The sequence below is a fragment of the Haloterrigena gelatinilytica genome (genome assembly GCF_013342145.1).
In the GTDB taxonomy this organism is placed as follows: Archaea; Halobacteriota; Halobacteria; order Halobacteriales; family Natrialbaceae; genus Haloterrigena; species Haloterrigena gelatinilytica.
Genome location: NZ_JABUQZ010000001.1, coordinates 786,238 through 808,540 on the forward strand (window position 1 = coordinate 786,238; position 22,303 = coordinate 808,540).

Below are 22,303 nucleotides of genomic sequence, written 5' to 3' on the forward strand. Positions count from 1 at the left end.
GAACCTGTCGCGTGTATTCGTCCGTGTCTGGGTACGGGTCCGGATCTCGTCCTCTTCCGCAGCGGCCGGCGCCGAGTCAGACCGACTCGGCGATCTGCGTCCGGAGCTGCGAGACGTCCTCGGGACCCTCGCCGGCGATCTTCGGCGCGAGGACGTCCATGAAGACGTCGGTCAGTAACTCGTCGTCGAACTCGCCGGGGTCACCGTCGCCGTCACCGTTTCGTTGGCCGTCGAAGACGGCGAGCCCCTTCGCGGCGGTGATCGCCGCCCGCGTGCCGACGACGAGGTCGAGTTCGTCGCGCAGCGCCCGCGTCTTCGCGACGATCGCCGCGACGTCCTCATCGGAGAGGTCGACGTGGGACTTGACGATCTCGCGCTCGGTCTCCTCGTCGTAGTAGTCGATGTGGACGCCGACGAAGCGGTCGAGCAGCGCGTCCTGCTGGCGGTGGACGCCGGCGTACTCGACGTCGTTCGAGGTGAAGATCGCCCGGAACTCGGGGTGGACGTCGATCGTCCGGTCCTCGCCGCGCTTGCCCGGTCGCTCGAGGACCCCCTCCTCGAACACCGAGAGCAAGACGTTGTGCGCCGAGGGGTCGCTGCGCGAGAACTCGTTGTAGACGAGCGTCGCGCCCTCCCGGACGGCCACCGAGAGCGGGTTGTCGACCCAGCGCTCCCGGACGACTTCGGTCTTCTTGCTGACGCCGCCGACGAACTGGTCGGTCTCCTTGTACCGTTCGCCGCCGGCGTTCGCGCCGACGAGCGCGGCGGTGTCGACGGACTCGTCGCCGTTGATCCAGACGACCGGCCGACCGCGTTCGGCGGCGGCCGACAGCGCAAGCGCCGTTTTCCCGCAGCCCGTCGGGCCGATCAGGTGGACCGGCTTCTCGGCCTCGAGCCAGCCGGTGATCCGGCTTCGCAGCGAGGCGACGGCGTCGGTCTCGACGAACGGGTCGGGAGCGACGGCTTCGGGCGCCGAGAGTGGGCCGTCCCCGCTCCGGGCGCTCGCTGACGACGTCCCGTTCGACGACTTCCGGGCGAGTTTCTTCTTCGCGTGCCGACTCTCCTTCCGGGAGCGGTCGCTCCTGATCTTTCGACCTCTGACCTTGCGCTTGCGCGACGAATCGTCGGCCATGGAGTGTTATTGAGTGGCGGATTCGGGTGACGATTCCGGACGCGGTTCGACCTCGAGTTCCTCCAGCTCCTCGAGGTCGCCCTCCGCCGTCGCTTGCTCAATTTTCGCGATCTCCTCCGCGTAGTGCAGGAAGGTGTCGACGCTCGCGACGACGACGCGGGCCTCGATCGTCAGCAGTTCGATCCCGACAACCGAGATCCGTGCCCAGACGTCGATGACGACGCCCTTGTCGAGGATGCGGTCCAGTACCTCTGCGAGACTCGAGGAGTCGGGTCTCCGACCTGATGATGCTGCCATACGGACGCAGGTACACCCCCGGTTCGTAACACGGCTGGGACTGCGTCTGCAAGCCGCCGGTGCCGGACCGCGGCCGTTCCGAACCGGTTCGGCCCGCCGCCGCGGGCTGCCATTGCAAGCACCACGGTGACCCTTCGCGGCGGTGAATCTCGCATGACGAGTTCCTCGAGTACCCGCAGGTGAGTACCGTCGAACCGGCGTTCGGCGGTGCCCGCTCGGGTAGTCGACCCCGTTCCCATGATATCCCGATCGCTCCGTCTCGAGGCCGTTGACGAATCGCGCCCGCGCTCGCGGGCACGAGCAGCGCCGCCGTTCGACGCCGAGGTGATCGACCGATGACCCACCGGTACGTATACGGCGTGATGAACGACGACCCCGTCGAGTTCGAGACCGACGCCGTCGGCGGCGCCGACCGCGTCTACACGGTCTCCCACCGGCGGCTCAACGCCGTCGTCTCCGACATCGACACGACCGATCCCGAAGAGACCGACGAGGACGCCCAGCGACACGACGACGTCCTCCGGGAGATCATGGAACGCGACGGGGGGCGAACGATCGTCCCGATGCAGTTCGGCATGGCCTTCGAGAACGACCGGGCGCTGAAGAACGTCCTCCGCGGCGCCAGGCCGGCGTTCCGGCGCGCGATCAACGACATCGAGGGCCGGGAAGAACTCGGCCTCAAGATCGTCCGCGAGGAGGACACCGACGTCGATACCGACGCGCTCGAAGCGGCCGTCGCGGACGAACTCGAGTCAATCGCCGCGCAGTCGGTTCCCAACGACCTGTTCAGCGACCGACTCGTGCTCAACCGCTCCTACCTCGTCGACCGCGACGAACGCGAACGGTTCGACGAGGCCGTGGCCGACCTCGAGGACGAGTACGACGACCTCATGTTCCGCTACACGGGGCCGTTCGCACCGTACAGTTTCGTCGACGTCAAGATCGGCGCCCAACAGTAACCATGTTCATCCTCGACGACCTCCTGATCCGACCGTTCGTCGGCATCGTGGACACGCTGCACACGATGGCGCTGAGCGAGATGTACGACATCGAGGCGCTCGAGGCCGAACTCAAGGAGAACCAGCTGCTGTACGAACTCGGCGAACGATCCGAGGAGGAGTACCGACGCCGCAAGGACGAACTCGAGGAGGAGATCGAAATCGCCCGCGACGTCCACGAGCGACTCGCGAGCGGTCGCGTAGAGGTGAAACGCTGATGTCACCGGACGACCACACACCCGAGGACCGACGCGACGAATCGAGCGACGACCAGGGCCACTGGCTCACCAGCCTGCTGTCGGCCCTCGAGTGGCTGGACGAGGCCTCCCGCTCCGGCCGGCGCCGCGGCGACCGGACGACGATCGACTACGACGTCTCGATCCGGACCGGCGACGCCCTCGACGATCGGCGGGAGGTCGATCGGAGCCCGTTCGCCGCCGGCGGGGACGACCGCGATCGGTTCGAGCGCAGCGAGGAGTCCGACTGGAATCGACCGCGGACGCGCCGCTACCGTCCCGACTCCTCGAGCGGATCGCCCGCGCCCTCGAGCGACCACCACCTGACGACGCGGGAGGGCGAAGACGAACTGCTCGTCACCGCCGACGTGGCCGGCGCGGATCCGGACGACGTCACCGTCGGCTTCGACGGCGCGACCCTCGTCGTCGGCGTCGACGGCCGCGAACTCGATCGGATCGACGTCCCGTGGCGCGAGCGAACGGCCGAGGCGACGATCAAAAACGGCGTGCTCTCCGTGCGGGTCGAACCGGACTCGATCCCCGAGTCGGACGAGAGACCGTCGACGGAGATCGAAACCGAGACCGAGACGACCGAGTCGGCGACGGACGCGGAGTCCGAGACGGAGGACGACGATGGGTGACGACGCGGCCGACGACGGCGAGACCTTCGACGCCCTCCTCGACGAGGCGGAGGACTGCCTCGCGAATCTCGACGAGTGTCTCGGCGGCGTCGAGAACATCGACGAACTCGACGACGGGACGCTCGAGACGATCCTCGGCGACGTCGAGACGCTCGTCAAAGTCGTCCGCGAAACCGAAGACCTGCTCGAGGCGATCGATTTCAGCGAGCTTCCCGAGGCCGTCGACGGCGACGACCTCCTCGCAGCGATCGAGGTCGGGGACATTCCCGAAGTGCTCGCCGACGAGGACCGGGGCGCGACCGACCTCGTGAACGTCACGCAGCTGTTCCGGGCGATCAACCTGCTGAACGCCTGGGACGCCACGGATCTCACCGACCTCTGGCGGGAGAAGCGCGAACTCGAGGACGCCGTCGACGAACTCGAAGACGGCGAGGACGCCGGACTGGTCGAAGACGCCATCTCGGACGTCGCCGGCGGTGACGACGGCGAGGGCGGCCTGATCGGCGACGACGACGAAGACCTGATCGAGATGGACGCCGGCGACGCGAAGCAGGCGCTGGGCGACATCGACGTCGCGTCGGATCCGGAGGCCTACCAGGTCGCGATCCAACAGCAGGCGCTGCGGGGAATCGACGCCTTCCGGTCGGCGCTGCTCGAGACCCACGAGCAGTTCGAGAAGCTCTACGAGCTCAACCGGGAGAAGATGCGCCGCAAGGACACCAGCACGAACTCCCGGAACCCGACCGCGGCGGCGACGATTCCGACCGAGCGCCGCGACCTCGGCGGCGGTGCCCGCTACTCGACGGTGCCACAGGACGTCAAGCTCTCGACGGCGCCCACCCGGAAGCGCATCTACGGCCGTCGGTTCGAGATCGAACGGGAGAAACAGCGACGACGGAAGAACGACGGACAAGCGGACCAGCAACGGCGCGAGAACGACGACTCGGAGACCCAACAGCAGCGAGCCACCAATGAGTGATACTATGCTACCGAAGGCGATTCGACGGCGACTCGAAGTACTGACGGCCGTCGGGCTGGCGACCGTCTCGCCGCCGACGGACCCGACCGGGCCGACGGCCGCGGACGCGACCGATTCGAGGCCACCAGACGGAGGTGAGAGCCGTGGTCGATGACTTCCAGCCGAGCCGGCAGAAGGCCGACCTCGCGGAGGTCGTCGAGATGCTGCTCGACAAGGGGATCGTCATCAACGCCGACATCGCCGTCTCGATCGGTGACACGCAACTGCTCGGCGTCCAGCTCCGGGCCGCCATCGCCTCCTTCGAGACCGCGGCCAAGTACGGCCTCGAGTTCCCCGAAGGCACCGACATGCGCCGCGTCGCGGCGGCGGTCGACGACCCCGAAATCGCCGAGACGGAGCGGCCGAACCCGGTGATCGATCCCACGAGCGGCGTCAACGTCACGCCGGACGAGCGATACGAAGACGAGGAAACGGAGACCGAGAGCGAGCGCGGCGACTCGAGCGACGACGAGAGCGCGGAGAGCTACGAGATGCCCGACCGCGGGGTCTCCCACCTCGGCGCGCGGCCGGATCCGGCCCGGCCGACCCGCGGCGGGTTCGATCTGCTCAGCGACGATTCCGACGGTGACGGCGAGAACGAAACGGAATCCGACGGCGACGAGGACGCCGATTCAACCGAGAACGGCGGCGGCGAGGAAGTAGAAGCGGAAGCGACGAACGCGGAGGACGAATCATGACGCAGATCGACGTCGGCGACGGCGAGGACGCGCGCCAGGGGCTGGTCACGCTCGTCGTCACCGTCGTGGAGATCCTGATGGACGCCTTAGAGCGCGAGGCGGTTCGTCGCATGGAGTCGGGAGATCTCGCCGACGAGGAGATCGAACGGCTCGGCGAGCAGCTCGCGACGATCGAGGCGGAGATCGAGCAGCTCAAGGAAGACGAGGGGATCGAGGACGGCGTCGACGACCTGCGCGGCGACTTAAACGGGCTGGTCAACGACGCGATCGAACAGCTACACGGCGAGCCGCGGGCCACCAGCGAGCCCGGCTACTCCGTGCTCGGAGGTGAGGACGAATGAGCTCCGGGCGATCTAACGACCGGCTCGAGGACATCGCAGACGCCGAGCGCATCGACGAGCTCGATGGCGTCGACGATTTCGACGACCTTCAGGACGCCGTCGACGACGCGGTTCCCGAGATCGACGACGGGCGGTACCTCTACTGTATCGTCCGGGCCGACGAGGGCGCGACGCTCGAGACGACCGGCGTCGACGGCGAACCCGTCTCGATCGTGGTCGCCGACGGCATCGGCGCGGTCGTCCACGAGACGGACGGGATCTACGACTCGGCCGACCTCGCGCAGGTTCGGCGCTGGCTCGTCCGCCACCAGACGGTCGTCGACGAGGCCGCCCAGGAGTTCGGCACGCCCGTGCCGTTCCAGTTCGACACGATCCTCCGGGGCGGCGACGAGGCCGTCCGCGAGTGGCTCCGCGAGGAGTCGGACACGCTCGACCGCGCGCTCTCGGGACTGGCCGGCCACTGGGAGTACCGCGTCGAGGTCGTCGAGATCGACCCCGTCGACGACGAGGCGCTGATCGAACGGGACGAGCGCCTGCAGGAACTCGCCGACCGGATCGACGACTCCGGCTCGGGAACGTCGTTCCTGCTCGAGAAGAAACTCGAGCAGCGCCTGACCGAGCTGCGGGCGGCCCGCCGCGAGTCGATCACGGCCGATTTACGGGACCGACTCGCGGACGCCGCGCGGGAGGTCCACAGCCTCGAGCGGTCGCCGACGGCGTCGCTCTCGGACGACGTCGCCGACGAAGCCGAGCAACGCGACGGCGAAACGCTCTGTCGACTGACGCTGCTCGCCCACGAGGACGAGGAGTCGGCGATCGGCTCGATCCTCGACGACGTGGCGGACCACGACGGCTTCGAGGTCCGGTTTACGGGGCCGTGGCCGCCGTACACGTTCGCGCCGGAACTGGGCGGCGACGAATCGACCGATACCCAGCCACACGCATGAGACCGCGAAAGGACGAAGAGACGCTCGTCGACGTGCTCGACGTGGTGCTCAGGGACGGCGCCGTCCTCCGAGCGGACGTCATCGTCTCGGTCGCGGGGATCCCGCTGGTCGGCCTCAAGCTCACGGCCGCCATCGCCGGCATGGAGACGATGACCGAGTACGGGTTCTTCGAGGAATGGGACGTCGAACGCCGGCAGACGGCGATCACCCGTCGGCAACACAAGAAAAAGCGAAAGCGAAAACGGAAGCGGAAACGAGCGCCCGACGAACTCGAGCGGCTCACGGTCGGATCGACGCCGGAGGGCGAGCGCGATCGCGACCGAGATCGAGACGACGAAGCCCCTCGAGACCGCGCCGAGGAACGGTCTCGCGGCGACGACGGAGAGCAGTCCCGAACGGAGGACGAGCGATCGGACGACGATGCTACCGAGCGGTCCCGAGCGGACGACGAGTGAGACGCCTCGAGCGTCCGTTTCGGGAAGCGCAACCGTACCAGTGGGCCGAACCGAACGGGATCGACGGCCGGTCGCCGTCGCTCAGGCGTGCTTCGGTCGTTCCGTGGTGAGTTCGACGTCGCCGGTGACGTCCTCCGTGTCGTGGTCTTCGTCGTAGATGTACTGACCGGTGGCCCCGCAGAGCGTACACTCGTACGTCTCGGAGATCTCGTTGATCATCTCCCCGTCCTCGAAGTAGACGCGGCTCTGCGTTATCTGCAGGAATTGGGCGGTCTCGCAGTTACTGCAGGTGATCATATCCGATCGAAGGCCACGACCGGTTGTAGTTATCCGGCTTGTAACCGAAAGTGGAACCGATCTATGCGCTTCTTACCGACGATTTGACAGCCGACCTGGCGTCGGCCGGAGCGGTTCGACAGCCGATCCGAGAACCGAGCCGTTCCCGCCCGTAATAACTGCATAACCGACCGACTGCGCCGGGTTTCAGCGACCCGGTATAACGATATTAGCGACCGAAAAACTGCGTTCCATCGATCGTTCCACGGCGGTATGTCGTCACTTCCAGCCACGGCAACCGTTGGTCCGGCGTTTCGCTCGAGTCGCGACTCACTCCGCGGTCGGCACGTCGATCCGCTCCCCGGTTCGGGCCGCCTCGTAGGCCGCTTCCGTCAGCGCGGTCACCCGGAGGGCGTCCCGTGCCGTCGCCGGCGGCTCGTCGCCGGTCCGGACGCTCTCGAGGAAGGCCTCGGCGCGGGTCTGCTCGGTCCGGGCGTCGATGTAGGGCTCGTACTCGCCCGCGTCGCCGTCGATTTCGGTGACGGTTCGAGAGCCCCACTGGCGCCCCTCGAGGTAGACGGCGCCGTCGTCGTCCCAGCAGTGGATGTGTTCCCGAACCGAGGGGGCGTCGCCGTGAAAGGAGAAGGTCCCCGTGGCGCCGCCGGCGAACCGGACGTCGAGGTGTGCCCGACTGTCGACCCGCTCGTCGTCGTCGTGGAAGTCCATGCTCGCCGCGACGGACTCGGGTTCGAGGCCGGTCGTCCAGAGGACGCCGTCGAGGACGTGGCTCCCGGTGTCGTAGAGGAAGCCGCCCCCCGAGAGGTCGGGGTCGAGCCGCCAGGTCCCCCGCGAATCCTCGATCCAGTCCTGGGTGATCGACGCGGTCAGCCAGTTCGGCGGCGCGCCCTCGAAGCGCTCTCTGGCGGTCCGGAACGCGGTCTGGAGGTGGCGCTGGTAGCCGACCATCAGCGTCTCCGCGGACCGTTCGGCCCGCTCCGCGAGGTCGCGTGCGCGCTCGAGGTCCGTGGTCAGCGGTTTGTCGCAGTAGACGTGACAGCCGGCCTCGAGGGCCGCGACGACCTGCTCGTAGTGGAGCGTGTGGGGCGTGCCGACGAGGACGGCGTCCAGCGCGGCGTCCTCGAGCATCGTCGGGTAGTCGGCGTACCGCTCGGCGTCGGGAACGTCGAACGAGTCGCCGATCTCCGCGAGCCGCTCCGTATCGAGGTCACAGAGCGCCTGTACGGTCACATCACCGTGTCGGTGAAACTGCCCGCCGACGGTCGTTCCGATGTATCCGAGCCCGACGATTCCGAGCCGAAGCGGCTCCTCGAAGCTGTCCTCGTGCATGGACCGCTAGACGGGAAACGGGCTCAATTATCTTCGCCCGTCGTGGGCTCCGTGAACCGGGTTCGGACGACTTCGACCTCCGGGCGGCGATTTCGGCGGCGTTGGGGTTCGAAACAGCCGGGTTAGCCGCCGACTGTCAACTGTTTGGGGAGACTACTGGCGGCCAAGCGCCTGCATAACAATGGGTGACACTGGCATTGCACCGGTTGCGGGGAAGACAACCCCGCCGGGTACGCGCTCAACCGAGACGACGCGCTGACCAGTCGATTGCGTGCGTTCGTGCCCGGATCGCTCGGAAGTGGACTCGCCCCCGCTTCGAGTGAGCTCATGTCTCTCACGCCAGGGCGGGTTCCCGCCCCCGCCCGGGTTTCCGAAACCGATACCGCGACCGGTAACGGCTCCCGTACCGATAGAGCGGCCGCCTTCTCCGAACCGTTCAGAACTCGGTGACGACCGGAATGCCGACCGTCTCGTAGTCGTCCATCGAGGCCAGCGTCTCCGGCAGGTCGTCGAGCGAGAGCCGCTCGCCGATGATCTTGCTCGGCTCGAGGGTCCCCTGTGCGATCAGCTTGAACAGTTCCTCGTAGCGGACCAGCGGCATGCCGAAGGAGCCGTGGAAGTCGATCTCCTGCATCGTCATGACGTCGACGGGCAGTTCGATCTGTCCTTCCTCCTCGCCGGTCGTCAGGCCGACCTGCACGTGGCTGCCCCGCGTGCCGAGGCTGTTGACCGAGTTCGTACAGGTCTCGGCGACGCCCAGCGCGTCGATGGAGACGTCTGCGCCGCCGTCGGTGATCGCCTGAACCTCTCGGGCCGCGCTGTCGACCTCGGTCACGTCGATCGTCTCGCGAGCGCCGAGCTCCGCGGCGCGCTCGAGTTTGTCGTCGACGAGGTCGATCGCGATCGGATGGGCGCCCAGCGCGTTCGCGATGTGGATCGCGGAGAGGCCGACGCCGCCGCAGCCGTGGACGGCCACCCAGTCGCCGGGGCGGAGGTCGGCGCGGTCGGCCAGCGCGTGGTAGGCGGTCATAAAGCGGCAGCCGAGACCCGCCATCTCGTCGTACGCGACGGTTTCTGGCAGCTCGACGCAGTTGAAGTCGGCTTCCCGAACCGGGAACGCCTCCGCGAACGCGCCCTGGGAGTACTCCGACAGTCCGAGCGGAATCACCGTCTCGCAGTTGTTCGCCCGCCCCTCGCGGCAGTGCGGACAGCTCCCGTCGCCGAGGTGGAAGGGGACGGCGACCCGGTCGCCGACCTCGAGGGTCTCGACGTCGGACCCGACCTCGGAGACGACGCCGGCCGGTTCGTGGCCGAGGATCTGCCCCTCCGGGACCCCCGCGCCGATCCAGCTCCAGTCGCCCTGCCAGGCGTGCCAGTCGCTGCGACAGACGCCGCAGGCCTCCGTCTCGACGACCACCTGATCCGGCTGCGGTTCCGGATACGACACGTCCTCGATCGCCAGCGGTTCCCCGTGTTCCTCGATGACGGCTGCTCGCATGCCACCTAGTTCCGCCGGACGCCACAAAAGTTTATGAGAAATACCCGGAACGGAAACGTGTAATCGGTTTATTCGGGCTCAGGCGAGCAGTTCCGCGCTCTCCGCGGAGAGTTCGACGGTGACGTCCTGTCGCGTCTGGTCGCTGATCTGATCGATGTTCCGCGTCAGCACCTCGAGGACGTCCTCCGGTTCGGGGTAGACCAGCAGGTTCCCGTCTCCGTCTTCCATCACCAGTTGCGTGTCCGCCAGCGTTACCTGATCGTTCTCGATGTGGGCGACGATGGCCGGCAGGGCCTCCGCGCCGCCGACGTCGCCCTCCTCGACCTTCGCGATGTACAGCGAGTCGAGTCCGATCAGGTCCTTGTACTCGCGGACGCGCTCGGCGCAGGCGACCATATCGCGCGTGATCGCGGTCTTTCCCTCGTTGCCGTGGGTCCCCTCGTAGCAGTGTTTGCAGACGCGGAGTTCCATGCGCATACGCTGTCGTTCGATATCATCCCGCAAGGGGGTTTCGCAGGCGACGGCGTCAGTCACGCGCGATTTGATAAGTCGGTGAGACGTCCCGAACCGTAATCGATCGGTACCGGTCCTCGCGACTGACCGCTCGAGACGAGCGAGAGCGTCTAAAACGACATTGATCCAGTATATTCCTCGTTTTGGGGACGGTATTGAAGTCCGTCCGCGCGTACGTTGTGACGATGGTACGGGAGCATCCGGCGCGCGTCCTTCGGGTCGACCGCGCGACTCCGGTTCCGACGGCGGACGGTCCGGTGTCCGAGGGCGAATCGGAGCCGCCCACGGAGGTGAGCGACGGTGACTGACCGGATCGATCTCGACGACCTCGAGACCGATACCGAGGAAGCGGAGGAGACGGGGAACCGGGGCGACTGGCTGTGGCGCGACGACGGGGCGACGGAGCCGGCGGACGAACCCGATTCGCCAGCGGCGGGAACGACGGAAGGGACGGCAGACGCAGATCCGGCGACCGAGACGGGAGACGACGGCGCGGAGACGGACGGCCCGGACCGCGCGCCGGCTCCGCACGTCCCCAAGACGGACGAGAGCACGCCCGTCGGGATTCCGACCGAGGGCTCCGGATCGAGCGGATCGACGGGGACGACGGCGGGAGCGAGCGACCGGGGAACCGAGTCGATGCGACCGATGGGTGCGGCGCCGTCGGAGACGTCGAACGCGGCGGACGCCGCCGAGCCGGCGTCGGGCCCCCACGGCGGCGGCGCCGACGAGATGACGACGGCGATCACCTACGGCGCGCTCCGCCGACTCGAGCACCCGGCGGCGGTCGTCGCGGACGCCGCCGGCTGGAGCGACTGGGTCGGCATCGTCGGCGACGTTCCCGCTCACGTGATCCAGAAGTTCCAGCGCGACCGCGGGATCGACGTCGACTTCTTCAACGGCACCGGGACCGGCCCCGGCGAACGCCTCGCCGCGATCGACCGTAACTCGATGTTCTACGCCGATCGGATGGTCGTCGTCGGACTCGCGGGCGAGGACGACCCCATCGCCGAGGCGGCCGACTGGGAGTTCGTCCCCCTCGAGACGGCGGCCGAGAAGGCCGACTGGAAACTCGCGGACGCCGAGTGAGGCGGTCCCGTTCGGTCGCCTCGAGGCGGCCGGGTAAGCGGTTTCGGTCCACGGATCAGCGTCGGCGACAGTTCGGTTCGAGAACCGGTGGCGTAGGGAATTTTTACCGTGGCCGTGGTGCTTGTTCGCATGGGTATCCGTACTGCGATCCAACACAATCCGCTCGTCACGGCGGGGCTGTTGTTCGCCATCGGCTGGACCGTCGTAATCGGGGCCCGGATCGTCGACCAGATGGGGCCGATCGTCGGCGGCAACTGGGTCGGCCAAAACGGCCTCGGGGGCCTGATGGGCCTGCTCGTCATCGTCGCCTTCCTCGGCCTGTTGATCGCCTCGTTCGGCGCGCTCGGCGAACCCGATCCCGCACCGGAGGAGTGGCCGCCCGAGTGAGATGACGGGCGATCGACTCACCGTCCCCGTCAGCGACCGGTTCCGCGAGGCCGCGACCGACTGGGGCGACAACCGGCTCATGGACGCGGACGACGCCCTCGAGACCAAGGCCGAACAGGCGCTGCTCGAGATCGAACACCTCGTCGCCGACGCGACCGAGGTCGAGTTCACCGTCGAGGACGGCGCGATCCACCACCGACCGACCGACGATCTCGCGGCGTTTCTCGACCGACAGGCCGACCGCTACGGTCTCGAGCCCGCGGAGGTGCTCTCGATGCACGTCGACCTGTTCGCGCGGGTGTTCCTCGAGGGCGAGGAGACGGAGTCCGCGGACCCGGACGATCCGCGCCCGTGGTGATCGGCGACGCCGCCCGAACGCGGGAGCCGACCGTCGAAGTCCCGACCTGTCCGCGAATCGCGGGAAAGCTATAATCCTGTGGCTCGTGAACACGTAGCTATGACGCACACAGACTGGAAACCGAAGCCGGCCCTCGAGTGCTCCTGTGGCAGGGAGGTGTGGGACCACGAGGCGCCACACCGCATCAACGACGGCGAAGTCGACGGCGACGTCTCGTTCAGCGACGCGGTGCTCGAGGGGTTCCGGGACGAAGACGACTGATCGGCGGTTCGATTCTGCGGTCCCGTCAGTAGCCGGAGACGTCGTCGAAACAGCTCCCGCATCGTTCGATCGCGGCCGACGTCCGGACCGTCTCGTCGGAGACGATACGCGTGCGGTCGTGGGTCGCGGTAACAAGCGATCCGCACGCCGTCGCGCGTACGCTTTCCTCGTCGCACGGTTTGTGCGCGGTGTTCGTCTGTGGATTGAGAATGCGAGTCACGGCAGTAGCCACGCGAGAACTGTGCTTAGTCGTAATACCCACATAGTTGGTGTACGCCGATCCGAACACTCAGCGCTCGCGACCCGTCTCGGAAGCGCGACTCGCGGCGCGCAACGATTATCATCGCCACTATCTTTCATACGAACGTGGCTTCAAATATTCCGCACACGTCGGGTAACTCGAATGGCCTCGTCGCCGCACTCTCGATTCTCATCGGAATACTGGTCGTCGGCTACGGGTTACTCGTCGCTTCGGCGTCGCCGCTCGGCGGCGCCTGGATCGCCGCGATCGGGACCGCCCTCCTCCTGTCGGGGCTGTTCGCCACCGACGCGGTCGGCGACCGTCTGGGGCTCGCGCCGAATCGCCGACGCCGACTCTCGCTCGGCTGTGCCGGCCTCGCCGCGCTGCTGGCGGTCGCGTTCGTCGTCATCAACGGCGCGACCTTCGAGGCCGAAGAACTCGAGAGCGTCGCGTCGGCGCTCCGTCGGTAACGCCGCGCGCTCTCCTCGCCGTCTTTCCGCCGCTTCTCCGCTCAGGCCATGCTCATCGCGATCTCCTCCTCGAACGCGACGTACCCCTCGAGGATCGAGGCGACGGCCTCGTAGAACCGCTCGTCGGCGGTCTCGCGAACGTCGGCAGCGAACGCGGGGATCCACTCGGAGAGGTGTTCCTCGTGGAAGACGCGCTGGTAGCCGACGGTCTCCTCGTAGCCGGCCCGCTGCTGACGGATCAGATACCGGAGGAAGGCGAGTTCGACGGCGATGTAGTCGTTCTCCTCGGGGTACTCCTCGGGTGGCGACCAGCCCGCAGCGCCGTAGCTGGCCTCGACTTTCGCCAGTCCCGCGCCGCGGAAGTCCGTGTCCTCGCGGTAGTAGGTCTCGTGGGGGAGGATCGGCGGCCGCGGGCCGACGAACAGCCGGGTGAACTCGCGCTCGAGGTCGTCTCGTACGGCGTCGACCTCCCGATCGCGGTTCGCCTCGATGAACGACTCGAGCGTCGCGAACCCCTCGTCGAGTTTCTCGCCGGCGCCCTCGTCGGGCAACAGGACGTCCTCCGAGCAGATCGTCTCGACGAACGCCTCGCTGGGCACGTCCGCGAACGCGTCGATCAGGAAGTTCACCAGCTCGAGCCGTGCTTCGTATAGCGCCTGTTGGTTTACGCTCATGAATGTCGGTGGATCGTGATCGTCCGTCTCGATTAGCCGTTGCCGCGGTCGTAGAGCAGTTGCGCGCGACAGTCGCCGCAGTACTCGAAGACGCTCCCCTGTGCCCCCGGCACGAGACCGGCGACGGCGTCGCCGACCTCCGACTGGATCTTCTGTGCTGAGCCCTCGCTCGTGAACGCCTTCCCGCAGCGGTTGCACTCGCGCATCTCGCCGTCGTGGACCGCGATCCAGGCGGGATCGTCCGCGCCCGGGCGGTTCTCCGGCAGCAGCGAGCGGTCGAGGCCGTCGCGCATCGCGATGACGTCCTCGACGCAGCCCTCCTCGCAGGTCCCGCAGTTGACGCACTGCTCGTGGTTGAACTCGAGGGTCGCCGTCTCCTCGTCGCGGCGGATCGCGTCGGTCGGACAGAGGTTCGCACACGTGGGCGTGAGCGTGCAGCCGTCGCCGACCTCCATCCGGCCGAAGTCTTTCAGACCGCGGATCACCTCGCGGTCGGGGTCGACGTGCTCGAGGATCGCCCGGACGCTCTCGAGAGTCCAACCGTGGCTGTCGAACGGGGGATTCGCTCTGTCGACATCGCCGGACTGCGTCCGGCTGTTCGCGGAACGTCGTTCCGCGCTATCGATTCCGCCGGTGGCCTCGTGCTCGCCCGCGGGGATCGGCGAGGGGTCGAGTTCGACGGCGAATGTCGAAATCGCCTCCACGAAGGCGCCCGGCTCGTCGGGGTCGGGCGCGAAGAATTCGAACCGCTCGCCGAGCTCGAGGTCGCGCCCGGCCCGGTTGAGCCGGTCGACCAGTTCGGCCTTCGGATCGGGCCCCGAGTGCAGGCAGTCGCCGCCGCAGCCGACGATCGCGACGCCGTCGGCGCCGCAGGCCAGCGCGTGCATCGCGTGGGCCTCGCCGACGGTATCGGTGCAGTTGACGCGCACGGGGAGGATCGGCGGGTACTCGACGTCGGCCTTGCCCGCGGCCGCGAGGCGGCCGTACTCGGCGAGCGCGTCGTCGGCCGCCTCGGAGCAGACGAACGCGACGATGGGCGCGTCGACGTCCGAATCCGACCGGTTCAGGAGCCAGCCGCCCTCCTCGTCGGTCGGCCGAAGGAGGGCCTCGACCTCGCGGGCGATGCGCTCGTTCGAGGGCTCGCGCAGCCGCGTCGCGCCCGTCGGACAGGCGCTCGTACAGGCCCCGCAGTTCTGGCACGCTTCCTCGTGGAACTCGACCTCGTCGATCCGCGCGCGCTCGACCGCGTCGTGCGGGCAGGCCTCGACGCACTCGTTACAGCCCGGCTGGCTCGAGTCGCCGGCCGCGCAGACGTCCATCTCGAGATCGAGGTGGGCGGGCTTCTCGATGCCGCCGAGGTGTTTTCGCACGGCCGAGATCGTCGCCGCGTCGATCGGCGCGGTGTAGAAGCCGATCCGGCCGCCGCGGGTCTCCCGGCTGGCGGCCGGGTAGACGATCTGGTCGAACTCGAGCGTCCGCCGCGTGCCGTCCATCTCGATCGCGTCGGTCGGACAGACGTCGGTCCACGCGCCGTCGGGCGCGTCGGGATCGATGTCGACGGGATAGCGCGTGACCTGCCCGTCCGGGCCTTCGTGGACGCACTTCATACAGGAGATACACTCCTCGGTGACGCGGGACTCGAGGCGAACCTCGAACTCGCCGAAGCGACCGTCCACGTCGACGACGCGTCCGCGTTCGATCGTCACGTCGTCGAGATCGGCCGCGGCGTCGACGAACTCGTTTCCGTCGGCGATCAGGGTCACGTCGGCGTCGTCGGCCAGCGCCGCGGCGGTGTCGGGGTCGGCGACGACCGCGACGCTGTCGCCGGCCGCCGCCGCGAGCGTCTGGGGACGGGACTCGGCCTCGAGGCCGGCCTGCCGGGCGTTGACCATGCGGGCGGTCTTGGCCGTCGCGCCGGCCTCGTCGTGGACCCAGCCCGCGCCCTCGCGCTGGTCGACGAACGAGACGGCGTCGGGGTGGACCCCCTGGGCTTCGGCGACGCGCTCGAGTTTTCGCTGGACTCGCCGCTCGGGACAGGTGACGATCACCTGATCGAGGTCGTACTCGTCGATCACCTGTTCCATCGCGGGCAGGCCGTCCTCGCAGAGCAGCCGCGAACTCGCCGCGACGTCGACGCCCTCGATCCCCTCCCGGGCCGCCTCGAGGTCGATGTCACACGTGTCGGCACAGGAACAGACGAAACTCCCGACCTTCATCCCGTCGTGCTATCCCATGCCACGATATGAACGTTGCGCCGAGTAAGCGCGAACTTCTTCCGACTCGATGGGATAAACGAGTCATATCTCGAGACCGTTCGAGTAATACGCGGATAACCTAGTCGAACGTTACATTCCTCGCTACTGACTCGGGCAAATATTGATAGTGGGTACCGGGCAAGGCGTTAGCATGGGTGTACGTAGCACAGAGCCGAATCGGCGGGAAGGTGCACTCGCGGTCGTCGCGACAACGGGCGTGATGCCATGAGCGCGGCGGACGAGCCGGTCACGATCGACCTCGACAGGCGCTCGTTCATGAAGGCGAGCGCGCTCGCCGGGGGGATCTTCCTCGGCGGCGGTGTGACGGGCCACGTCCTCGGCACCCAGGAGGAACAGGAGGACGACGGCGTTCCCGAGGGGGAAGAGACGGCGAAGGTGATCTGCAACTACTGCGCCGTCGGCTGCGGGTTCAAGGCCGTCAAGGACGGCAACTCCTTCGTCGGCCAGGAGCCGTGGTTCGAGAACCCGATCAACAACGGCTCGCTCTGCTCGAAGGGCGCGGGCATCCTCGAGACCGAACACTCGCCGAAGCGGCTGAAACACCCGATGCGAAAGGAGGACGGCGAGTGGCGGCGGGTGACGTGGGACGAGGCCTACCGTGAGATCGCGGAGACGTGGGAGCAGACCGTCGAGGAGTACAGCCGCGAGAGCGTCATGCTGCTGGGCAGCGCCCACCACTCGAACGAGGCGGCCTACGCCAGTCGGAAGCTCGCGGCGTTCATGGGAACGAACAACGTCGACCACCAGGCGCGGATCTGCCACTCGCCGACCGTCACCGGGCTCGCGAACACCTGGGGGTTCGGCGCGATGACGAACACGATCAACGACTACCGCAACTTCGACCTGTTGATCATCCTCGGGCAGAACCCCGCCGAGTCCCACCCGATCGCGATGCAACACATCCTCGAGGGACAGGCGCGGGGCGGGACGATCGTCTCGATCGACCCCCGGTACACGAAGACGTCGGCCCACGCCGACTACTTCCACCGGCTCCGGCCGGGGACGGACGTCGCGCTCGTCTTCGGCCTGCTCAACTACGTCCGCGAGCAGGGTGAGCTCGACGACGAGTTCCTCGGGGACCGCGTGATGGGCTGGCCCGACGTCGAGGCCGAACTCGATCAGTACGACCTCGAGACGGTCTCCGACATCACCTGGATCGACCGGGAGGACCTCGAGCAGATCGGCGACCTGATCGTCGAGAAATCGCCGCACATCCAGGTCGAGTGGGCGATGGGCGGCACGCAACACAACAACGGAACCCAGAACATCCGCGCGTACGCGCTCTTCAGCCTCGCGACCGGGAGCGCGGCCCGCTCCGGCGGCGGCCTCCAGGTCATGCGCGGTCACGCCAACGTGCAGGGCGCGACCGACCTCGGCGTCGACGCGAGCATCCTGCCGGGTTACTACGGCGTCGACGCGCCCGGCTCGTGGGAGCACTGGTCGTCGGTCTGGAACCAGAGCCCCTGGACCAGCGGCAGTATCTCCTTCGAGGACCTCTACCGGAACTTCGAGCGGATGCCCGACGAGATGTGGGCTGGCCTCGAGGTGCCGGCCGCGGTCGAGGAGGGGGAATCCGACTCGGAAGACGAGGGCGAGTCGCCGAACGGCGAGGAGGACGGAAGCGGCGGCGACGAAGGCGGCGACAGCGAAGGCAGCGAGGACGAAGGCCTTCAGGAGGACGCCCCGCTCGAGGAGCCGGATCCCCAGTCGATGATGTTCCAGCGCGGGCTGACCGTCGCCCGCTGGTACGAGGCCGCGCTGGGCCAGGAGGACCGGCTACTCGACTCGAACCTCTACCAGCCGAACCCGCTGAAGATGGCCTTCTTCTGGGGCCACTCGGCCAACTCCATCAGCGAGATGGACAAGATGAAACAGGCCATGGAAGCGCTCGACCTGCTGGTCGTCGTCGACGTCTTCCCGGCGATCTCCAGTACGCTGCCCGACGACGCGGACGTCCTCTTGTTGCCGGCCTCGAGCCAGTACGAGCACGTCCGGTCGGTGACCAACTCCCACCGGTCGGTCCAGTGGAGCGAGGCCGTCGCGACGCCGGCGCACAACTCCAAACCCGACCTCCAGATCATGCAGGAGCTGGCCGACTACATGGGCTTCGGCGAGCACTTCGACTGGGGGTCCGGCCCGGAGCAACACAACGGCCGGAGCTCCTACGAGGACGCCCTCCGGGAGATCAACCTCGGCGTGCGCTCGATCGGGTATCAGCAGTCGCCCGAGAAACTCCAGCAACACCAGGAGTACGACTGGGCGTTCAGCACCGAGGACCTGCGGGCGGAGAACACCGGTACGCCCGTCGACGGCGATTACTGGTCGCTCCCCTGGCCCTACTGGGGCGACGACCACCCCGGCTCGCCGATCATCTGGACGAAGGAGGCCGACCCCCGCGAGGGCGGCCACGACTTCCGGGTCAACTGGGGCCAGCAGGCCCCGACGCCCCAGGAGTGGACGGAGATGGACGTCGACAAGGACTACCCCCTGCAGGAGACCGTCGACCAACAGGGCGAGGACGGACTGGATCTCATCGCCGGCTCGTTCGAGGCGCCGTGGTGGGACGGCCAGGAGGTCCAGGGCGTGCCGTCGTATCCCGGCTATTCGACGATCTTGCCCGACGATCCCACGGAGGCCTCGAGCCAGACGCTACCGGTTCGGGCGGCCCTCGACGAGGACGTCTCGGTGTACGAGGCGGCCCAGGCGGTCGACGAGCAGTACGGCGATCAGGTGGACGTCGATCCCGCGGAGTTCGAGGAGTACGACTACGAACAGCCCGACCCGCCGACGGGACGCGGGAAGGCCCGGGCGGTCGTCTGGAACTTCATCGACACGGTGCCGGTTCACCGGGAACCCGTCGAGAGCCCGCGACCCGATCTGGTCGAGGAGTGGCCGGCCAACGGCGAACAGACCAACTTCTGGCGGCTCGACCAGAACAACGCCAGCGTCCAGCAGCAGGCGACCGAGGCGGTCCACACGGAACTCGGCAGCGACGCCGAGAGCGGGCGGACCGTCATCATGACGTCGGGTCGGCAGGTCGAACACCAGGGCGGCGGCGCCGAGACGCGGAACAACAAGTACACCGCCGACCGGCAGCCGCACATGTACGCGGAGATCAGCCCCAGCCTGGCCGAGGAACTCGACGTCGTCGGCGGCGACGACCACGTCGTCGTCACGTCGGCCGACAAGGGGTCGATCCTCGTGAAAGCCAACGTGACCAACCGGGTCAACGACGAGGAGATCTTCCTCCCCTACCACTGGGGCGGCGTCTTCCACGGCGAGGACAGGACGCCGAACTGGCCCGACGGCACCGAACCGCTGGCGATCGGCGAGAGCGCGAACATCATCACGCCCAGCGGATTCGACGCCGAGACGCAGATGCAGGAGACGAAGTCGGGCGTCGTCCACGTCCAGAAGGCGACCCAGAGCGTGGTCGACGACCTCGGCATGGAGTTCATCGACTACCCGCAGGACGAGGGCGGCCTCGGGGCCCAGAAGCGGTACGACGTCCGCGAGTGGGACATGGAACACGGCGGTGAGCAACTATGACACAGGACGAACCGTCCGGCCAGGTGATGAGCCAAGGCGTCATGAGCACCGGCGAGGGGATGCGGATCTTCCCCGACGTCGAGGCCTGTATCGACTGCGGCGGCTGCGTCGTCGCCTGCAAACGCACCTGGGACCGGGAGATCGACAACCAGCGCATCGACATCACGACCATGGCCGAGGGCGTCGCCGGCCCGCAGGGCGAGAACGCCGACAAGACCGGCCGGCTGGCCGCGGGGGAGAACCCCGGCGAGACCAGCCTACCGATGCAGTGTTACCACTGCGAGAACGCGCCCTGCGTCTCGGTCTGTCCGACCAACGCCCTCCAGAAGGAGGACGACGGCTTCGTGTCGGTCCACGAGGACCTCTGCGTCGGCTGCCAGTACTGCCTGTCGGGCTGTCCGTTCGGCGCCCCGCAGTTCCCCGACAGCAACGACGGGGCGGCCCAGATCTTCGGCACCGGCGGCATCATGGACAAGTGCACCGGCTGTCGCGAACGCCAGGAGGTCCAGAAGGGGCCGGCCTGCGCCGAGGAGTGCGCGACCGACGCCATCCTCGTCGGCGGCGCCGGCGAAATCGCCGACGAACTCGAGTCCCGGGACAGCCAGCCGTTCTTCAACGACGAGGCCATGGCGATCATCTTCGGCGAGGAGGACGCCCAACTCTTCCAGTGACCATGAGCGACGACCGATCAGCAGACACGCACGACCACGCGGGCGACGACGTCCGGGCCGCCAGCGAGCGCGAGCGGACGACCGACGCGGTCGATCGGGAGGCCGCCTCGAGCGCTCGGGAACGCGAAGCGCGGGACGGAGTACCGTCCGACGAACAGCGAGGCGAATCCGGACCCGAACCGACCGGCGGCGAGGGGTCCGGCGGCGACGGGAGCGGCGACGGCGGCGGTTGGTCGGGCCGGCTCGCCTTCTTGCTCAGCGCCCTGTTCGGCCTCGGACTGGCGGTCGGCGCCGTCGCGCTCGTCACCGGGCGCGCCCCGTTCTTCGAGAACGTCATGCGGGTCCGCCCGACCGTCGAGGGCGGCGGCGTCGGCGCCGACTGGGTCGTCGGGAACACGGGGCCGATCCTCGAGGCCGCCATCACGCTGGTCCACCTGGCGGACGTCGTCATGGGGATCTTCATCCTCCTGATGGTGTTCATCCACTGGGCCGCGTTCCGCCGGCTGGCGACGCGGATGCGCCCGCCCGCGGGCTCGAGTCGCGCCGGAGAGAGCGCGGCGGCCACCGACGGGGGTGAGCGGTCCGGAGGACCGCGATCCTCGTCAGACCGAAGGTCTGACGTAGGTGAGCCGAGCGGAGCGAGGCGAACGTCGGAATCGACCGCTGCAGGCGACTCGAACGCCGGATCGGACGCGTCGGCCTCGAGTGACGATACACCAGACGATTCCACCGGTCCCGACGGGGGTGATCGACGGTGACGAACCTCGATCACGGGAAGTTCTCGCGGGTGACGACGATGTTCCACTCGCTGCTGGCGCTGACGGTGTTCATCCTGTTCTTCACGGGGTACGCCATCGCCTTCAACACGGAGCTGTGGTGGCTCGTGGAACTGATGGGCGGCAACCAGGGCGTGCTCTCGATCCACCGGCTGGCCGGCTTCGCGCTGATCGCGCTGACCGGGTTCTGGGTGCCCTACATGCTGCTTCGGTCGGCCAGTCGGTCCAACTTCCGGTCGGTCCTGCCCGCTCCGTCCGACGTGAAGGCCTTCGTTCAGGACGTCCAGTTCGCGCTGGGGCGGGCCGACGAACGCCATCCGGCGGCCCGCCAGTTCGCGGGCTACAAGGCCGACGAGGTGCCGCTGATCTCCTACATCGGCAAGGGCGTCATCTGGATCTTCACCGTCGAACTCCTCCTGCTCATGCTCTCGGGGCTGCTCATCTGGCGCAAGACCTGGCTGATCGACTTCTACGACTCCCAGTCGGTCGTGATGGCCTTCGTCGCCTTCCACGGCCTGCTCGGGGTCATCATGCTGATGGGCGTGATGTTTCACACCTTCGAGCACGGCTTCCACCCGGCGTTCTACCCCGTCGAGATGAAGGCGTTCCTACCGAAGGATCAGACGCCGAACTTCCACGGCGATCCGGACGAGCACGAGACGACCGGAATCGAACGCCTCCGGCGCAAGTCCTCCTGGCGGTGGGCGACGAACGTGATGGGCGTGCTGGTCGTCGTCGGCATCGTCAGCGTGATGATGGCCAGCCTCGAGTACGGCGGCTACCCGGTGCCGGACTCGCTGGCGTTCAACGAGGGGAGCGTCCTCCGGACGATCGGCATCAACGCCGGGATCTTCGTGCTGCTCGTCGGACTCGTCCTCTCGGTGTTCGGCAACGTGCTCCGGGCGCGGTACCTGCGCCAGCGCCGGGAACGGGCCCAGGAGCGACCGACCGAACGGCCGCCCGCGGCGGACGGCAGCGGACCGGCTCGCGACGACGGCCCCAGCGAGGCCGACGACTGACCGTCGCGGTCGATTTTCCGCTCGCTCGAGTCGGCGCATTCGGCCACTGCGAGTCGAATCGATAGTCGCCGACTCGAGCGGTAGCGGGCTCGAGTCCGTCGGAAATCCGACGCCTCCGCGGGGGATTTACGTCGC

General features: G+C 67.8%; 25 protein-coding genes and 1 pseudogene. 18 read left to right on the forward strand and 8 right to left on the reverse strand.

The genetic code is table 11. From position 1 onward, the window contains the following. Positions 1–76: 76 nt before the first annotated feature. Both gvpN and gvpA read right to left on the reverse strand, forming a co-directional pair. Positions 77–1,132, reverse strand: coding sequence for a gas vesicle protein GvpN (gene gvpN / locus HTZ84_RS03865; RefSeq protein WP_174679474.1), 1,056 nt, complete (start codon positions 1,130–1,132; stop codon positions 77–79). 6 nt (positions 1,133–1,138) lie between these two features. Then, positions 1,139–1,429: a gas vesicle protein GvpA gene (gene gvpA / locus HTZ84_RS03870; protein WP_008894730.1), complete on the reverse strand. Its 291-nt coding sequence runs from the start codon at positions 1,427–1,429 to the stop codon at positions 1,139–1,141. A 335-nt stretch (positions 1,430–1,764) separates the two neighbouring features. Between gvpA and HTZ84_RS03875 the strand changes: the two genes are divergently transcribed. From HTZ84_RS03875 to gvpM, 9 genes and pseudogenes are all read left to right on the forward strand, one after another. After that, positions 1,765–2,388 (forward strand): GvpL/GvpF family gas vesicle protein, encoded by a 624-nt coding sequence (locus tag HTZ84_RS03875; protein WP_174679475.1) that lies wholly within the window; start codon positions 1,765–1,767, stop codon positions 2,386–2,388. Positions 2,389–2,390: 2 nt separating this feature from the next. Continuing rightward, positions 2,391–2,645 carry a gas vesicle protein GvpF gene (gvpF, locus tag HTZ84_RS03880; RefSeq protein WP_012943533.1) on the forward strand — a complete coding sequence of 85 codons (255 nt, stop codon included), beginning with the start codon at positions 2,391–2,393 and terminating at the stop codon, positions 2,643–2,645. Next, positions 2,645–3,304: an Hsp20/alpha crystallin family protein gene (locus HTZ84_RS03885; protein WP_174679476.1), complete on the forward strand. Its 660-nt coding sequence runs from the start codon at positions 2,645–2,647 to the stop codon at positions 3,302–3,304. Before gvpF ends, HTZ84_RS03885 begins: the two co-directional genes overlap by 1 nt. Next, positions 3,297–4,283 carry a hypothetical protein gene (locus tag HTZ84_RS03890; RefSeq protein WP_174679477.1) on the forward strand — a complete coding sequence of 329 codons (987 nt, stop codon included), beginning with the start codon at positions 3,297–3,299 and terminating at the stop codon, positions 4,281–4,283. Before HTZ84_RS03885 ends, HTZ84_RS03890 begins: the two co-directional genes overlap by 8 nt. Further along, positions 4,276–4,437, forward strand: coding sequence for a hypothetical protein (locus tag HTZ84_RS03895; RefSeq protein ID WP_174679478.1), 162 nt, complete (start codon positions 4,276–4,278; stop codon positions 4,435–4,437). The genes HTZ84_RS03890 and HTZ84_RS03895 overlap by 8 nt, the downstream gene beginning before the upstream one ends. After that, the gene (gene gvpJ / locus HTZ84_RS23090) at positions 4,427–5,020 is read left to right on the forward strand and encodes a gas vesicle protein GvpJ (RefSeq protein WP_174679479.1); all 594 of its coding nucleotides are present in this window, start codon (positions 4,427–4,429) and stop codon (positions 5,018–5,020) included. The genes HTZ84_RS03895 and gvpJ overlap by 11 nt, the downstream gene beginning before the upstream one ends. Next, positions 5,017–5,361, forward strand: a complete 345-nt coding sequence (locus tag HTZ84_RS03905) for a gas vesicle protein K (RefSeq protein ID WP_174679480.1) — start codon at positions 5,017–5,019, stop codon at positions 5,359–5,361. Before gvpJ ends, HTZ84_RS03905 begins: the two co-directional genes overlap by 4 nt. Further along, on the forward strand, positions 5,358–6,308 hold the full coding sequence (gene gvpL / locus HTZ84_RS03910) for a gas vesicle protein GvpL (protein WP_174679481.1): 951 nt from the start codon (positions 5,358–5,360) through the stop codon (positions 6,306–6,308). Before HTZ84_RS03905 ends, gvpL begins: the two co-directional genes overlap by 4 nt. Further along, positions 6,305–6,634, forward strand: a pseudogene (gene gvpM, locus HTZ84_RS22755) (gas vesicle protein GvpM); the annotation flags it as partial. The gene gvpL and the pseudogene gvpM, both read left to right, overlap by 4 nt. Positions 6,635–6,844: 210 nt before the next feature. Here the strand turns inward: gvpM and HTZ84_RS03920 are convergent. From HTZ84_RS03920 to HTZ84_RS03935, 4 genes are all read right to left on the reverse strand, one after another. Continuing rightward, positions 6,845–7,060: a hypothetical protein gene (locus tag HTZ84_RS03920; protein WP_008894739.1), complete on the reverse strand. Its 216-nt coding sequence runs from the start codon at positions 7,058–7,060 to the stop codon at positions 6,845–6,847. 309 nt (positions 7,061–7,369) lie between these two features. After that, a complete protein-coding gene (locus HTZ84_RS03925) occupies positions 7,370–8,386 on the reverse strand; it encodes a Gfo/Idh/MocA family protein (RefSeq protein WP_174679483.1) in 1,017 nt (338 codons plus the stop codon). Between the two features lie 436 nt (positions 8,387–8,822). Further along, positions 8,823–9,884 (reverse strand): zinc-dependent alcohol dehydrogenase family protein, encoded by a 1,062-nt coding sequence (locus tag HTZ84_RS03930; protein ID WP_174679484.1) that lies wholly within the window; start codon positions 9,882–9,884, stop codon positions 8,823–8,825. A 78-nt stretch (positions 9,885–9,962) separates the two neighbouring features. After that, entirely contained in the window at positions 9,963–10,361 is a 399-nt protein-coding gene (locus HTZ84_RS03935; RefSeq protein ID WP_008894742.1) for a hypothetical protein, read from the reverse strand. Between the two features lie 336 nt (positions 10,362–10,697). Between HTZ84_RS03935 and HTZ84_RS03940 the strand changes: the two genes are divergently transcribed. The 5 genes from HTZ84_RS03940 to HTZ84_RS03960 all read left to right on the forward strand — a co-directional run bounded on the left by HTZ84_RS03940 (position 10,698) and on the right by HTZ84_RS03960 (position 13,203). Next, positions 10,698–11,486, forward strand: a complete 789-nt coding sequence (locus HTZ84_RS03940; protein ID WP_174679485.1) for a DUF7124 domain-containing protein — start codon at positions 10,698–10,700, stop codon at positions 11,484–11,486. Between the two features lie 129 nt (positions 11,487–11,615). Then, positions 11,616–11,873, forward strand: coding sequence for a hypothetical protein (locus tag HTZ84_RS03945; protein WP_174679486.1), 258 nt, complete (start codon positions 11,616–11,618; stop codon positions 11,871–11,873). 1 nt (position 11,874) lies between these two features. Then, positions 11,875–12,231: a hypothetical protein gene (locus HTZ84_RS03950; protein WP_174679487.1), complete on the forward strand. Its 357-nt coding sequence runs from the start codon at positions 11,875–11,877 to the stop codon at positions 12,229–12,231. A gap of 99 nt (positions 12,232–12,330) precedes the next feature. Next, a complete protein-coding gene (locus HTZ84_RS03955; protein WP_174679488.1) occupies positions 12,331–12,492 on the forward strand; it encodes a hypothetical protein in 162 nt (53 codons plus the stop codon). Between the two features lie 366 nt (positions 12,493–12,858). Next, a complete protein-coding gene (locus tag HTZ84_RS03960) occupies positions 12,859–13,203 on the forward strand; it encodes a hypothetical protein (protein ID WP_309138850.1) in 345 nt (114 codons plus the stop codon). Between the two features lie 41 nt (positions 13,204–13,244). On the opposite strand, the gene HTZ84_RS03965 is transcribed toward HTZ84_RS03960, so the two are convergent. Both HTZ84_RS03965 and HTZ84_RS03970 read right to left on the reverse strand, forming a co-directional pair. Then, the gene (locus HTZ84_RS03965; RefSeq protein ID WP_174679489.1) at positions 13,245–13,877 is read right to left on the reverse strand and encodes a TorD/DmsD family molecular chaperone; all 633 of its coding nucleotides are present in this window, start codon (positions 13,875–13,877) and stop codon (positions 13,245–13,247) included. Positions 13,878–13,909: 32 nt separating this feature from the next. Then, complete coding sequence (locus HTZ84_RS03970) at positions 13,910–16,093, reverse strand: hydrogenase iron-sulfur subunit (protein ID WP_174679490.1); 2,184 nt, start codon at positions 16,091–16,093, stop codon at positions 13,910–13,912. Positions 16,094–16,357: 264 nt separating this feature from the next. On the opposite strand from HTZ84_RS03970, the gene HTZ84_RS03975 reads away from it, so the two are divergent. The 4 genes from HTZ84_RS03975 to HTZ84_RS03990 are packed head-to-tail and all read left to right on the forward strand — an operon-like array spanning position 16,358 to position 22,168. After that, the gene (locus HTZ84_RS03975; RefSeq protein WP_174679491.1) at positions 16,358–19,702 is read left to right on the forward strand and encodes a molybdopterin-dependent oxidoreductase; all 3,345 of its coding nucleotides are present in this window, start codon (positions 16,358–16,360) and stop codon (positions 19,700–19,702) included. After that, a complete protein-coding gene (locus HTZ84_RS03980; RefSeq protein WP_174679492.1) occupies positions 19,699–20,373 on the forward strand; it encodes a 4Fe-4S dicluster domain-containing protein in 675 nt (224 codons plus the stop codon). Before HTZ84_RS03975 ends, HTZ84_RS03980 begins: the two co-directional genes overlap by 4 nt. Positions 20,374–20,375: 2 nt before the next feature. Beyond that, positions 20,376–21,131: a hypothetical protein gene (locus HTZ84_RS03985; RefSeq protein ID WP_174682524.1), complete on the forward strand. Its 756-nt coding sequence runs from the start codon at positions 20,376–20,378 to the stop codon at positions 21,129–21,131. Next, positions 21,128–22,168, forward strand: coding sequence for a cytochrome b/b6 domain-containing protein (locus HTZ84_RS03990; RefSeq protein WP_174679493.1), 1,041 nt, complete (start codon positions 21,128–21,130; stop codon positions 22,166–22,168). Before HTZ84_RS03985 ends, HTZ84_RS03990 begins: the two co-directional genes overlap by 4 nt. The last annotated feature ends 135 nt before the right edge of the window (positions 22,169–22,303 follow it).